The sequence below is a fragment of the Paenibacillus paludis genome, from assembly GCF_042610515.1.
Classification (GTDB): domain Bacteria; phylum Bacillota; class Bacilli; order Paenibacillales; family Paenibacillaceae; genus Paenibacillus_AQ.
This window is the reverse complement of sequence record NZ_JBGJZP010000009.1, coordinates 65,119-80,248: the sequence shown is the minus strand read 5'-3', so window position 1 is coordinate 80,248 and position 15,130 is coordinate 65,119. Positions and strand designations below refer to the sequence as shown.

6 protein-coding genes are annotated in these 15,130 nt (G+C 46.1%); all 6 read right to left on the bottom strand.

Going from position 1 to position 15,130, the window contains the following annotated elements; genetic code table 11:
• Positions 1-113: 113 nt before the first annotated feature.
• Positions 114-10,427, bottom strand: coding sequence for a CBM35 domain-containing protein (locus ACAN56_RS18660; protein ID WP_379144874.1), 10,314 nt, complete (start codon positions 10,425-10,427; stop codon positions 114-116).
• 107 nt (positions 10,428-10,534) lie between these two features.
• On the bottom strand, positions 10,535-10,765 hold the full coding sequence (locus ACAN56_RS18655; protein ID WP_379144871.1) for a hypothetical protein: 231 nt from the start codon (positions 10,763-10,765) through the stop codon (positions 10,535-10,537).
• Positions 10,766-11,242: 477 nt separating this feature from the next.
• Positions 11,243-12,202, bottom strand: coding sequence for an acetylxylan esterase (locus ACAN56_RS18650; RefSeq protein WP_379144869.1), 960 nt, complete (start codon positions 12,200-12,202; stop codon positions 11,243-11,245).
• 78 nt (positions 12,203-12,280) lie between these two features.
• Positions 12,281-13,303 carry a glycoside hydrolase family 130 protein gene (locus ACAN56_RS18645; RefSeq protein ID WP_379144866.1) on the bottom strand — a complete coding sequence of 341 codons (1,023 nt, stop codon included), beginning with the start codon at positions 13,301-13,303 and terminating at the stop codon, positions 12,281-12,283.
• A gap of 34 nt (positions 13,304-13,337) precedes the next feature.
• The gene (locus ACAN56_RS18640; protein ID WP_038589788.1) at positions 13,338-14,171 is read right to left on the bottom strand and encodes a carbohydrate ABC transporter permease; all 834 of its coding nucleotides are present in this window, start codon (positions 14,169-14,171) and stop codon (positions 13,338-13,340) included.
• Positions 14,172-14,174: 3 nt separating this feature from the next.
• Positions 14,175-15,050 (bottom strand): carbohydrate ABC transporter permease, encoded by an 876-nt coding sequence (locus ACAN56_RS18635; protein ID WP_038589785.1) that lies wholly within the window; start codon positions 15,048-15,050, stop codon positions 14,175-14,177.
• Between the last annotated feature and the right edge of the window lie 80 nt (positions 15,051-15,130).

Sequence of the window (15,130 nt, the reverse complement as noted above, 5' to 3'; positions counted from 1 at the left end):
CATTCATAATTGAATGGAATTTCGCCTTTATTTATTTTTGGGCATTTCATAAGTCCAAACTTAACCTTTTTCAGCGGCCTCGAAATGAACCCGAGGGTTTCGTGCTAGTAGATTTACTTTATTGTTATTTCATCCACATAAATTGTTGCTTGACCAGTTGGACCGGAAAGTGTCCTGACCTGAAGTCCAAATGCTTTCATGAAATTTAAAGTTGTTAGGCTACTAATATCCAGCGAAACGGTCATAAATCCATTTTCATCTACTGCAGATTGAGTTGTAAACGGATCTGAGATCGTCCAGCCCTGCCAAGACTCTCCGCTTTGTGCAAACAAATGGACTCTTACGCCAGCCAATGATGTCCCCTCGTCACTAGGTACGATTTTCACTTTAGCCGTAATTGTCGAAGCGCCGGACAAATCGGTTTGACCTACGTGGCGGATTTGAAACAATCCGCCGCCGGCAACCAAGCTGAAATCTGCCTTAATTGAATAGTTGCCCTGTGCGTACACAGCGTTCGTAACCGAAAGATTAGTAGCCAAGGCTGTATTATACTGATTATTGCTGGCAGTATTTAAAGCAAAGCCCTGTAATGTCTGATCTTCAAATCCGTAGACCAAAGAAGGGAACGATGGTTCTACAACCTCCTCGGAAGGAGTCAGTTTAACGTAATCGATGTTGTAGTAGCCCCAGCCGCTATTGATCAATATGGTATTTAAACCTTGAACCAGACTGACAGGAATCGCTTCTCTATCTGTAAATGAGCTTGAAGAAGCGAGGTCTACATTTACTGCGGCTCCACCGTTAATAACCAGTTGGGTCTTCTTGTCGCCATTCGGTGAGCTGTATCCTAGTACCAGATCATAATTCCCCGCTGTTTCGGCATCATAATTGAGAGTAATGGAACCATCGCTTTTGAAGGCTACGTATCCGTCCCCTGAATAACCGCCGACAGAAGTCGCAACCGCTGCTGTTCCGGTTAAGGTGCCGCTTTCGGCCTCTATCGTGTTGTTCGGAACTGTCTTGGTAACGGCAACCGCCTTCACATATTCAATTCCGTAATACCCCCAGCCCTTGGCGAAGCTGATCACATTAACGCCAGCCACCAGTTGTAGCTTGCCCAGTGAATACTCAGCCACTTTGCCTTCGTTATTCGGAATCGTAATATCCGAGTACGCACCTCCATTTATGCTTACAGATGTTTTCTTATTTACGACGTATGGATTATAGTAACCAAAACTCAGTTCGTACTCACCGTCGCTCGGAACAGTCAGTGTGAAATCGGCAGTTCCGTCTGTTCCGCCAAACCAGACATAGCCATCTCCCGAATATTCGGTGTCAGGGCTGGTAGGGACTTTTTTGAAGCTTGCTCCGTTCAGGATTGCATCCTTAGCATATGCCATTAAGCTGTCCGTCTGCCCATCATCCTCTACAAACGTGGACGCCACTTCCGTGAAATACTTATTTGGCATAACAAGAGTCGTGCTGGAGGCAAAAGGGTTTGCAATTGCCCCGATATCCCCGATCCATTTGTCGAATTTCTTGCCCACCTTGGTAGGTGACTTGATGGTTACCGCTTCGCCAGGTGTAAGGGGCCCGGAGCCACTTCCGCCAAATACGGACAAATAATATACCTTGTCGGTTCTGAAAGGAGAGGCCGGCAAACCATCTTTATTGTATAGATTTCCTATTGGCGAGTCATTCCAGTTGTATTTCACTGTAACGGGGTCACTGACCTGCTCCGAAGAAACGACCACCGTGTCGCCGACGATTTGTGCATCCGCCCAGTGATAGACGCCGTCTGCACCTGCAATCGCGAAGCCTTTAAGCCCGTTCAAATCTTCCGTTACCGGAACCAAATCCACCTTAACTCCTGCCATTAATCCCGATCCGGTATGATCAAAGGAAAGAATCAGTTTATTTCCTGACTTCTCTACCGAACGATAGATAGGCCCGGAGTATTCTATCGATTTATTATAGAATTTGCCCAACACACTAATTGCGGCGCGTTCGCCAACATCTTGTTTATTGGTTGGGTGAATGTCTTCCGGCGTACCTACATCTGTCGTCACAACCAGACTCGTAAGCGGATCGTTCAGCACCGTCTGAAGCTGAGCATCCCGAATGACCGTCTCACCGGGATTGTTTTCGAGTTGTGCAGGATTGTCAATGCTTTGAAGTGCACCGTATGCTGCAAGCTGAAGAATTGTAAACGGCAATTGCTCATCATCAAAGGTTTGACGCCAATTCTTGATCAACGCAGGAAGAGCATTGTAATAACGATACTCACCCCAATTGGCTGAACCTTGATACCATAGCACACCCTTCAGCTTATACGGGGCTACTGGTGCAATCATCCCGTTATAAAGAACTGTTGGCGATGTTGCCGTATCTATGTTCGCTGCTCCGCTCTTGATGTCCAGAGCAGCCTGAGCCAAAGAAGGCATGGTTTCGAGCGTTTCACAGCTGGTCCAGTTCTCGATCTTTGTTCCGCCTACCGCAGAAAAAATAATTCCGACTGGAACACCCGTTTCCTCCGTCAATTTCTTCGCGAAGAAATAACCCACTGCTGTAAGCCCAGGTACCGTATCCGGCGATGCAACCTGCCATTGCTTCTGGCTTGTAACCATTGAGACCGGAGACCGGCTGGTCAACTGCGGAACGGTAAAGAAACGGATGTTCGGGTTATTCGCATTACTGATTTCCGTTGCTGAGTTGGTAACCTTGGACATCGGAAACGCCATATTTGACTGCCCGGATGTTAGATACACATCGCCGAAGAGAACATCGGTAAATGTAGCGTTCTTCCCCGCGCCCGTCACAGTTATCGTATGAGGTGCGCCTGTTTGATTTACTCCTATCGATACTTTCCAATTTCCATTTGAATCGGCAATTCCCGAGAAAGTAGTATTATCAAGCTTGACGCTTATCCCAGTTCCAGGATCCGCCCAGCCCCAGATCGCCACATCCTTATCTCGTTGCAAAACCATATGGCTGCTGAACATCGGATTCACGAGTGGCTTGCTAGTATAATCAGGCAGGGCGGTGTATTTCAGAATCGCACTCTCGGCATCGAATTCAGCTGTGGAGCCAATTTGCCGAGCATAGGCTTTCAATTCATATTCGCCTTGTTCAGGCACTTTCCATGAATAGGAATAGTTTTTACTATAGTTGTTCACATACTCCCATTCACCGCCTGCCTTTCTTGCCAGGAAGCGATATTCTGCCGAATTGTTAGCAAGCGCATATAGCGTTACTGGAGTGTCAACCGCACCTGAAGCTCCTGCTGCTGAATTCAGATTTACAGAGGTCACAGACCCTCCCCCGCCAGTCAGTTGAATATAGTCAATATCCATCCAACCCCAAGCGGTTCCAATATCGATGGTATTAGCGCCCGCTGTGAAGTCATATTGCCCCAATATGGCATCCTTCCAGATGCTCGTTTCGGCAAAGTTATAATTAGCAATTCTCGTACCGTTCAGGCTGACCGGATTTACTTTACTTCCACCTGCTGTTTTGTAGTGGATAGCAAGCATATACGTCCCGGCACGCTCCAGATTGACCGGAATCTGCAAAGTATCCCCGGAAGTTTTGAAGCCTGTTACATAGCCTGTACCGGAAAACCCGCCACTTTCTGTGGACACGGTTACTCCTCCATTTAACGTACCGCTCTCCGCCTCAAATTTGATGATATTCGGATTCTCAACAACAACGGAAGGGGTCAGTCTGATGTAATCGAGGTTGTAATAGCCCCAGCCACTATTGATCAGAATCGTATTTGAACCTTGAACCAGATTGACAGGAATCGCTTCACTCTCTGTGAAGAAGCCTGAAGAAGCAAGGTTTAACTCTACTGCTGCTCCACTGTTGATGGTCAGTTGGGTCTTCTTGTCGCCATAAGGTGAGCTGTATCCTAGTACCAAATCATAATTCCCCGCAGCTTTGGCGTCATATGTGAGAGTAATGGAACCGTCGTTTTTGAAGGCTACGTACCCGTCCCCTGAATATCCGCCGATTGAAGTCGCAACTGTTGTTGTCCCGGTTAGGATACCGCTTTCGGCCTCTATCGTGTTGTTTGGAACTGTCTCGGTAACGGCAACGGCCTTCACATATTCAATTCCGTAATATCCCCAGCCCTTGGCGAAGCTGACAACATTTGCACCAGCCGTTAGCTGTTGCTTGCCCAGTGAGAACCCGGCCACTTTACCTTGGGTATCCGGAATCGTAATATCCGAGGACGCACCTCCATTAATACTTACAGATGTATGTTTCGAACCGTTTGGAATATAGTAGCCAAAACTCAATTCATACTCACCGTTGCTCGGAATATTTAGTGTGAAATCGGCCGTTCCGTCCCCACTAAACCAGATATATCCATCTCCTGCATATTCAGTGTCAGGGCTGACAGGAGTTTTACTGAAACTTGCTCCGGCGCCCGTCAAGACTGCATCCTTGGCATATGCCATAATGCTGTCCGGCTGTTCCGAACTATCTGCATACGTAGCTCCCACTTCCGTGAAATGCTCATTTGGCATGACAAGAGTCGTGTTGGAGGAAAGAGGGTCCGCAATCGCCCCGATGTCCCCAACCCATTTGTCGAATTTCTTGCCTGCCTTGGAAGGTGCCTTGATGGTTACCGCTTCGCCAGGTGTATGGAACCCGGAGCCGCTTCCGCCAAATACGGACAAATACGACACATTGTCGGTTCTGAAAGGAGAAGCAGGCAAACCATCTTTATTATATAGATTTCCTATTGGCGAATCATTCCAGTTGTATTTCACTGTAACAGGGGCACTGACCTGCTCTGAAGAAACGACCACCGTGTCGCCAACGATTTGTGCATCCGCCCAGTGATAGACGCCGTCTGCACCTGCAATCGCGAAGCCTTTAAGCCCGTTCGTATCTTCCGTTACCGGCACCAAATCCACCTTTACTCCTGCCATTAATCCCGATCCGGCATGATCAAAGGAAAGAATCAGTTTGTTTCCTGATTTCTCCATAGATTGATAGATAGGCCCGGAGTATTCTATAGGTTTATTATAGATTTTGCCCAACGCACTAATTGCGGCGCGTTCGCCAACGTCTCGCTTATTGGTTGGATGAATATCTCCCGGCGTACCCACATCTGTCGTTACAACCAGACTCGTAAGTGGATCGTTCAGCACTGTCTGAAGCTGCGCATCCCGAACGATCGGCTGACCGAGGTTGGTATCGGGTTGTGCTGGATTGTCAACGCTTTGAAGTGTACCGAATGCCGCAAGCTGAACAATTGTAAACGGTAATTGATCATCACCAAAAGTTTGACGCCAATCCTTGATCAACGTAGGAAGCGCTTTGTAATAACGAGCCTCGCCCCAATTAGCCGAGCCCTGATACCACAGTACGCCCTTCAACGTATAAGGGGCTACCGGCGCAATCATCCCGTTATAAAGTGCTGTTGGAGATGTTGCTGTATCTATGTTCGCCGCTCCGCTCTTGATGTCCAAAGCAGCCTGAGCCAAAGAAGGCATGGATTCGAGCGTTTCATAGCTGGTCCAGTTCTCGATCTTTGTTCCGCCTACCGCAGAGAAAATAATTCCGACTGGAACCCCTGTTTCCTCTGTCAGCTTCTTCGCGTAGAAATAACCTACTGCTGTAAGCCCAGGTACTGTTTCCGGCGAAGCCACCTGCCATTTCTTCTCGCTTGTAACCATGGAAACCGGGTACCGGCTGGTCAGCTGCGGAACGGTAAAGAAACGGATGTTCGGGTTATTCGCATTACTGATTTCCGTTGCCGCATTGGTAACCTGGGACATCGGAAATGCCATATTCGACTGCCCGGATGTCAGATATACATCACCGAAGAGAACATCAGTAAGTGTAACTGTCTGCCCCGCACCTGTCACGGTGATCGTATGAGAATCGCCTGTTTGATTGACTCCAATCGGTACATTCCAATTCCCGTTAGCATCGGCAGTTCCCGTGAAGGCCGTTGCATCAAGCTTGACGCTTATCTCAGTTCCAGGCTCCGCCCAGCCCCAGATCGACACTTCCTTGTCTCGCTGCAAAACCATTTGGCTGCTGAATATCGGATTCACAAGTGGCTTGCCAGTGTAATCAGGCAGTGCGGTGTAATCCAGAATCGCACTCTCGGCATCGAATTCGGCTGTGGAGCCAATTTGCCGCGCATATGCTTTCAATTCGTATTCGCCTGAACCAGGGGCCGCCCATACATAGGAATAGTTTTTGCTGTAGTTGTTCACATACTCCCATTCGCCGCCTGCCTTTCTTGCCAGGAAGCGGTATTCCGCCGAATTGTCTGCGAGCGCATAAAGCGTTACCGGGATGTCAACCGCACCCGAAGCTCCTGATGACTTCAGATTCACAGAGGTCACTGGTCCTCCCCCGCCAGTCAGTTGAATATAGTCGATATCCATCCAGCCCCAGCTAGTCGCAATCTCGATCGTATTGGCGCCCGCTTTAAAATCATATTGTCCCAGTACAGCGTCTTTCCAGACACCCGCTTCAGCGAAGGTGTAATTGGCAAGGGTTGTACCGTTCAATTTGACCGTATTTACTTTACTTCCGCCTATTGTTTTGTAGTGGATGGCAAGCATATACGTCCCGGCACGCTCCAGATTGACTGGAATCTGCAAAGTGTCCCCGGAAGTCTTAAAGCCTGTTACATAGCCTGTACCGGAAAACCCGCCACTTTCAGTGGATACAGTTACTCCTCCGTTTAAAGTGCCGCTCTCCGCCTCAAATTTGATCGTATTCGGATTCTCGGGAATGACGCTATCACTCGAAATTCGTACCTCATCGAGATAAGCCGCAGTATTGCCCGATCCGCTAAAGCTGTCAAACTTCACGCCTATGACCCTCACCTGACTTAAATCGGAAATTCCGGCAAGAGGCAGCGACAAGGTGGTAAATGCAGTGGAGTCCACATCGAACGGTCCGCTGTCTGTCCAGGTCCAATTGGAACCCGTCTTGATATACAGACGAGCCTTCGCTGTTCCATTCGAAAGCTTTACCTTTGCGCTTAGCGTATCAACAGCGCTCAAATCCAATGTCACATTTTTCGTCAATTCGAACTCAGTTCCAGCAAGAGAAAAGGCAACGAAAAGTGCCTGAGCGCCTTCTGTAGAAGCCTCAGAGGTTACAGTCACCGGCTCTGCACTTGCAGTGTTTGACTCAATGGTCCATCCCTCAGTATCCGTTTCAAATCCATACAGAAGCTGAGGCCCTGCAGCCGTACCGCCATCGGGAACTCCGCCTGTTCCGTCATTGAACGCCTGGATGTCATCAAAGTACAAGGTACCAGTTGTAGCAGCCACCGATGAACTCTTGTTCACAAATATTGAGAACGTTTGGACATCCTTCAGGTACTTCTTTGTAATCACTTGGCCCGCATTGGCGGTATCCCAAGGAGCAGGCTTGAACTCACTGAACGGAATCGCAATCTCACCTGCCGTCTGTCCGGCCAAGGATGGATAGGCCTCGAAGGAAATGCCGCTCATCTTGATTTGAACAACCAGCTTTTGGTTGCTTCCGTCCGGCTCATACCAGAATTTCAGCTGGTTTGCTTCGGACCAGTTGACATTGTCCATATTCTTCGTTTGTCCGGTATATCCTTGAACCCCTACGTTGTAAGCGAATTTCAGGCCGTACTGACCGCTATTCTTGTGTTCCGTGTCGAGAGAAATTGTGCTCAAGTCACCTCCGGGACTGTATGCATTGTCAAGCAGTTCATTATTGCCATTGTAATTCTCAAACGTATCCACTACCAAGGTGTTTGAATTTGGCAGCGTATCATTAACATATACTTGAATCGTTTGCTTAATGACGCTGCCGTCCTTTGCATACGATTTGACTGTAATGGTCGTGCTCAGCCCGGAAAGTGCAGCACCCGGCGTCCATGAAGCCAAATAATAGAATCCACTGTTGTCAATCGTCATCGGATGTTCAACAGAATCACTGCCGATCAGATAGACTACTTTCTCAGTATTCTGATGCAACACGCGTGCCCTAATGAGTGAAGCGCTTTCAATAAGAACTGTTTCATTATTGGTTGGTGTTGCGATATGCAGATAAGGATTCTTTTTGGACGCCTCCACATCCTTCGTGTAAATGTTGTCAGTCTTCACTTCTTTGTTAAAGGAAGTATACGGATCATTGTAGTAATTCACCAAATCCGGCAGCAGCTCATGATCCCCAAGTCCGTTCAGCCCGTTCTTGTAAGGAACGAAGAAGTTATCAGTACTGAAATTGGCCCAGGTCATCATATAAGCCATTTTCTTGGCATCCGGATCGGATTTTAAAGCATCCAGCAGTTTGGTAAAAAAGTGAAGATCGTTGGTTCCGGACGGCCGCAAATTGGAGTAACCAAATTCCGTCAAGGCCGCTACCTTGCCTTTGGAATCAGCCAGTCTGGAGACCAGCTTGGCATCCTGCAAAACGCCTCCGAACCAGCCTTCCGAATTACCATTATAGTAAGAGTCAAAGCCAAGGATATCCACATATTCGTCTCCAGGATAAGTCTCCATATAGGTAGCTTCCGAATTGTTGAACGAACTGTTCGGCGAGTAGGCATATAGGAAGTTGTTAACGCCCTTGACATCACGCAGATACTCTACGGTGTATCGATATAACTCAATGTACTGCTCCTTGGTTCTGTATGGGGCTCCCCACCAGAACCATCCTCCGTTTTGCTCATGGAACGGGCGGAAGATGACTGGAATCTGTTTGTTGTCATCATCCTTCAGATTGTTGGCGAAATCCGCAATCAAATCCAGGAACTGGTTGTACTCCTCATGCTTTTCTCCGCCTGGAAGAATGCTGGATACAACCTTGCCTTTAGTATCATTGAAGCTGCCTCCGGTGACGAAATTCGGCATATGAGCGCTTAAAGTCACTACGCCGCCTTCCTCATACGCCTTCTTCATCACAGCGACTAAATTATCCCTATTCTGCTGTTTGTTGTTCAGCCCTACACCCGGCTTTTCTTTCCCCTCCAGGCTTAGCGTGTCCCAGCCGAACACTCCCGGTAAATCGCCGACCGCATTCAGCACATCGGATTGGGTACCATCCTTGGCTGTAATAGATAAACCCTCTGTCGTATCATGCTGATGTCCAAACAATACCTGAGTTCCCCGAACTTCATTCAGGTATTGGAACAACGATCCGGTCTCCGCAGTAGCATTCACATCCACCAAATCAATCGTTTTATTCTCTGGATTGACTGGGTCGACTGGATTGCCGGAACCACTAGTTCCATTCCCCGTCGTTCCTGTCGTATTTGTTTTAGTGCCTACAACCTCAAGCTTGCCTTGTTTAAGAACATAGCTGGTGTTTTTGGTGAGCATTTGTCCGTTAACCGTCACACCATCAGCTAAAACGGTTATTTCAGAAATTGTACCTGCTCCCTCAATGATTGTTCCAGCCCCACCGCTGTTAATGGTCAAATGATTCACTGAGGAGTCGCTATCGAAGGCTAGAATCGCCGGAGAATTCACTATAATATTCCCAGCGTTCGATTTCTTTGAAAACACGATACGAACCTTGCCGTCAGGACGCTGAACTACAAGATCTCCTACAGTGGTCTGATTCATATGAATAGAGTTCTCGCCGCCACCGGCTACATAAGTTATGCCCTTGATTTGCGATTTCTCCAGTGTTGCATCACCGTTTCCGATCCCGGCAGATAGATACAGATTGCCTGAAATATCTGAATCCTTAAGCGTTACTCCATCTGCACTGATAACGGCATGATTATTGATTTTTCCACCATTATAGGTACCTGCAGAGGAGTACAACTCCGAAACTAACGAGTCAAATACCTTGACCACCTCTGCTCTGGAAATGGATTTATCCGGTTTAAATGAACCGTCGGGATACCCCTTCAAAACATCACTTAGAGCAGCGATGGCTTCTCGTGCATATGGGCGAATAGCATCATAGTCAGAATAAGATTTGGATGCTCCATCTACCTGGGACTTCAAATAAAACGCTTTCACAATTAGCGTTACTGCATCCTGTCTGGACACAGATGTAGTTGCCTTGGCCAGATTTCCAGGGAAACCTTCATAGTATCCAGCTTCTTTGGCTATGGATAGCGCGTTGCTGTACCAAGCATCCTTGGGCACATCGGTAAATGATTGCCCGGAAGCCTGAGTATACCCGAAAATCCGATTGATCATCGTTGCGAGCTCTGCTCTTGTTACCTGCTGATTGGGATGAAAGGTACCATCCTCGTACCCCTTCACCACGCCAAGACGAGTCCACTTGTCGATGCTGGACTGAGCCCAATGCTGTGATTGTGACGTCTGATTAACAGAACCCGCGGAAGAAGTTCCCGACAAGGAATCAGCAGTCACTGTGCCTTGAACGAATGTTGTGAATAACAGAATCATGATCAGAAAAATAATCATACCCTTTCTTACCGATCTCATTTTACCCCTCCATAATCAAGATGTTAGTCGTCCGGTTACCATCATAATGAATAATAATGACTGCCTGAACATCACCTCCCTTCAAGTGAAAGCCGGGCCAGCACACATTAGGTCGTGAACATAGCCAGCTTCTCTTTCAATTTGGTTGACTCGTTTTCCAATTCGATTAACAGCTCAACAAGCTTGTTCGCGACTTCCTTCTGGTACTCACACACGGAGGCCACTTCCTGTGAGGTTGAGAATGACTGTTCAGCCACCGCACTGACTTGTCCCATCGCATCCGACATCGTAAATTGCGATTTGTTTAAGTTCTTAATCGAAGTTGTAACAGAACTCAACTGATCATTAAAATACCCATCTGATCCTGCACAGACTGGAAAATTTGATACGTATCCTGTACTACCTTAACCAGACGCGCATACAAGGGACTCACTTCAGATATTGAAGCCGCTCGGAAATAATATGTCGGACCATGTCCTGAATATCGCGATTGGACAATGACTACTGGAGTGAATCCTCATAACGCTTCAGAACTAATTCAAGTATGTCAGCTGTTTGAGAGATGGTATGTTGATTCGTGAATCTAGCATTATTCTGAATAGTTGTTTTGATATTTGATAGGAAAATAACCCTAGCGACATCGTAAATAATAGAGTTCCTGCAAAAACAATAATTAATAGACGCATCCCTACAGAAGTTCAGGATTCAGGTTCATGCTACGAACCCAGCTTTTTTTCCCTTCAATATCGTATTCCTCCTGATTCATTGATCTCACGTATATCACCTCTGCTGCTGACCCCTTAACATTCTTACTGTTATAGTTTCATGAACTCCTGAAGTGTTCTGTCGCTCAAATAAGGTAAATACTCATGCCCGTACTCGTGGTATACAAGAAGATCCTTCTCCGAGGTTATTTTGTTATATACTGCAAACTGTGTTGAAGGCGGACATACGATATCGCTCAGCCCTGATACAAAGACGACTCTCGCAATAATTCTATCCGCCAGATTCTGAACATCTATGTAGCCCAGCTTGTTAAAAATCTCGTCCTCCCGCAGATGATGCGGATCAAAGAAACGGAAATAATACACCAGCTCCTCATAAGCCGAGGAATTGATATCCAGCTCCCATCCACGCTTGTAATCACTCAGGAACGGATAAACCGGAACAGCTAATTTAACTCTCGGCTCTAGTCCTGCGCAAGCGACAGCCAATCCCCCGCCCTGGGATAAGCCATGCACACCGACTCGCTCGGGATTGATATGATCTAAAGACATCAGGATTCTAACCGTTTGAACGGTATCTAAAAAAACATTACGGTAATAAAGCTTATCTTCATTGGGATCATCAATACCACGGATAATATGTCCACGAATCGTTGTTCCTTGAACGTTTAGATTATCCTCAGACCATCCGCCTTGTCCCCGGCAATCCAGTGCAAGCACCGTAATGCCATGCGCCGCATAGTTCACCTTGTCCATCCAATCACCGCTGTCACATGAGTAGCCATGGAAGTAGGCCATCCCTGCTCCCTTGCCCTTAATCACCTTTGGTTTTACATACTTGGCATGTATTTTCGCTCCGCCAACTCCGGTGAAATACATATGGTAGCACTCTGCATGAGGACTTTGAAAAAGAGCCGGAACTAATTCAAATTCGAGCGACTGCTTATCCAGCTCCTTAAGCGCTCTATCCCAGTAGTCATCAAACAATTCCGGTCTAGGACTATTTCCGGCATATGCCTTCAGCTGCTCCAATGTCATGTCCTTTCCCATGATCTCTTCCTCCTTAATATTGAAACGGATTACATCATATTTGATCTAATCCGTTCTCGTTCTTGTTCAATTGAAGAGTTACATTTTTCCAATCTCTGCATCATCTGCTACATCTTCATGGGTCGCTTTCACGTAATCCACAATTTCCTTAACTGTGGTATAGGCAACCCCTACATAGGTGTCTGCAGCTCCATAATAGATAGCAATTTTTCCACTTTCGGCATCCTGCAATGTCGCACAAGGGAACACCACATTCGGCACAAACCCGCGCTCTTCGTACCATTCTTCCGGTGTAAGCACATATGTGCTTGAACGGTATTTCACTCTGGACGGCTCATCACGGTCAAGGATAACAGCTCCCATACTATAAATAAGACCGTTACAAGTACCCGTTACACCATGATAGAACATCAGCCAACCTTCAGAGGTTTCAATTGGAGCTGGTCCTCCGCCAATTTTGACTGCCTGCCACCAGCCTTGCCCACCTTTAGTCATTACATGACGATGCTTGCCCCAATATACGAGATCAGGGCTTTCACTCAGAAACACATCGCCAAACGGAGTATGTCCGCTGTCACTTGGACGAGATAGCATCACATAATTGTTGTTAATTTTCTTCGGAAACAGCACGCCATTACGGTTAAATGGAAGAAACGGATTTTCTAATCGAACAAATGTTTTAAAATCCGTTGTCTTGGCCATCCCTATCGATGCGCCATAGAAATCAGTGCACCAAATAATATAATAAGCATTCTCAACCTTTAACAACCTCGGGTCATAAGCATAGTTAGGTTGGAATGGCTTTCCTTCTTCGTCAATAAACTCAATACGCTCTTCTTCGATTTCCCAGTTGTACCCATCCTCACTTTTACCTAAGTGCAAATGCGGACGTCCATTGATCGTCTCGGCACGAAAAACGCCAAGAAAAGACCCTTCATACGCTACTACAGCGCTATTAAATATTCTTGCGATTCCTTTAGCCGGATTTCTCTTAACAACAGGGTTCTCGCTATGTCTCCAGACAGGGCCAACAGCCCCCTCCGGTTTGTCTTGCCAAGGAATATTCTTAAGGTTTTCTCCAATAATTTTCACAGTTGTCATTTGTAATGATCTCCTTCTAACTATTTATAATGTTTTATTTAACTGATCCTTGTGCAAAGCCGTTGTAAATGTATTTTTGCAGTGAAAGAAAAATAACCAGAATCGGAACAATGGTAATCATAATTCCGGCACAAATAACTTCCCATTGCGAACCGTATGGACCTTTAAACTTGAACAATGCAGTAGACAGTACCTGCAAGTTCTCACTTGGCATATACAGGAACGGGGTATAGAAGTCGTTGTAGACGCCAACACCCTTGATGATAATAACCGTAACGATCGCCGGAGCCAGCAGCGGAAGAATGATCCTCCAGAAAATAGTGAAGTAGGATGCCCCGTCCAGCATTGCCGATTCGTCTAAAGACTCTGATATGGAATTCAAAAATTGAAGGAAAATGTAAACGGCAATAATATCCGTTCCCAAATAGAGCAAAATTGGCGCAAATCTGGTATCCACTAAATGGAAAAAGTTGATGATACGAAAAGTAGCTACTTGCGTCGTTACACTTGGAATCAGGGTAGCCAGCAAAAATGCCCCCATTAAAAGCTTGTTGCCGCGAAATTCAAAGCGGTTCAGAACATAAGCGATCATCGAGCCGATCAAGGTAGCGCCAACAATTGAAACAACAAGGATGATGATGGTGTTTCCGAAGCCAAGCAGCATTTTTCCGTTAACAAGTGCTTTGGAATAGTTGGCGAAATTCAGCCAATTTTCCGGTGGGGTCAAAGGGCTTGTGCTGCTGTATTCCTTATTCATTTTAAATGAAGCAAAAAATACAACCACGATAGGCACAAGAGCTACAAACGCTCCGAAAAGCAGGGATACATATTTAACTAGGCCGCCTGCGGCATACTTTAGTCTATACATGAATTATTTCTCCTCCTTGATCAACAACCGTTGCAGCAATGTGGCGATAATAACGATAAAGAGGAGAACGACTGCCATGGCAGAAGCTAGACCCAATTTGTTATACTTGAACGCTGTTGTTACAGTCTGGATAACGAATGTATTACTACCGTTAGAACCACCGGTCATAATATATGGAATGTCAAAAGCACTAATCGCACCACTTATCGCAAGAATCAGGTTCAATTGAACAATTTGCTTGATGCTCGGAAGAATAATATGTCTGAATTGATGCCATCGATTAGCACCGTCTATTTCTGCAGCTTCATAAATATCCTTGCCGATCGAGGAAATTGCACCCAAGAATATAATAAAGTTAAAGCCCATGTATCTCCATATAGCAGCACCTGCCAAAGAAACGTTTATGATTTTAGGATTAAGCAACCATCCTTGAATAAAGTCTCCCAACCCTACAGCGCGCAAGATGGTATCAAGCGTACCGTCAGGTCTGAAGAAGAACAGGAAGATAAAGCCGATGGCTACACCATTTAATAGATAAGGAAAAAACAGAACACCCTTAAAGAAGTTTTTGAATTTTACATTAAAGCTCAGAATGGTTGCAAAATACAGGGCGATCGCCATCTGCACAAACGATGCAGCAAAGTAATACAAGCTGACTTTGAAAACGGAAAAATACTTGGAATCCGTAAATATGGTTTTATAATTATCAAAGCCCACATAATCAAAGCTTTTGCTATAGCCATTCCAGTTGGTAAAGCTGTACTTGAACATATTGAATACGGGCAAATACGCAAGGGTGAACAATAAAACGACCGGAATCAGGGAAAAGGAAATAATAATAATTTTCCGCTGTGCTTTATAGCTTAAATTTTTAAACACCACTCATACCTCCAATAAATCTAGCTGTATACAATTTCACGCCAACGCGAATGAACAATGTAAGGGAAACGTACTAAGTC

Excerpts from the sequence above, each read along its gene's own strand:
- ACAN56_RS18640 (WP_038589788.1), bottom strand. The coding sequence starts at position 14,171 with ATGTATAGACTAAAGTATGCCGCAGGCGGCCTAGTTAAATATGTATCC.
- ACAN56_RS18660 (WP_379144874.1), bottom strand. The coding sequence starts at position 10,427 with ATGAGATCGGTAAGAAAGGGTATGATTATTTTTCTGATCATGATTCTG.
- ACAN56_RS18650 (WP_379144869.1), bottom strand. The coding sequence starts at position 12,202 with ATGGGAAAGGACATGACATTGGAGCAGCTGAAGGCATATGCCGGAAAT.
- ACAN56_RS18645 (WP_379144866.1), bottom strand. The coding sequence starts at position 13,303 with ATGACAACTGTGAAAATTATTGGAGAAAACCTTAAGAATATTCCTTGG.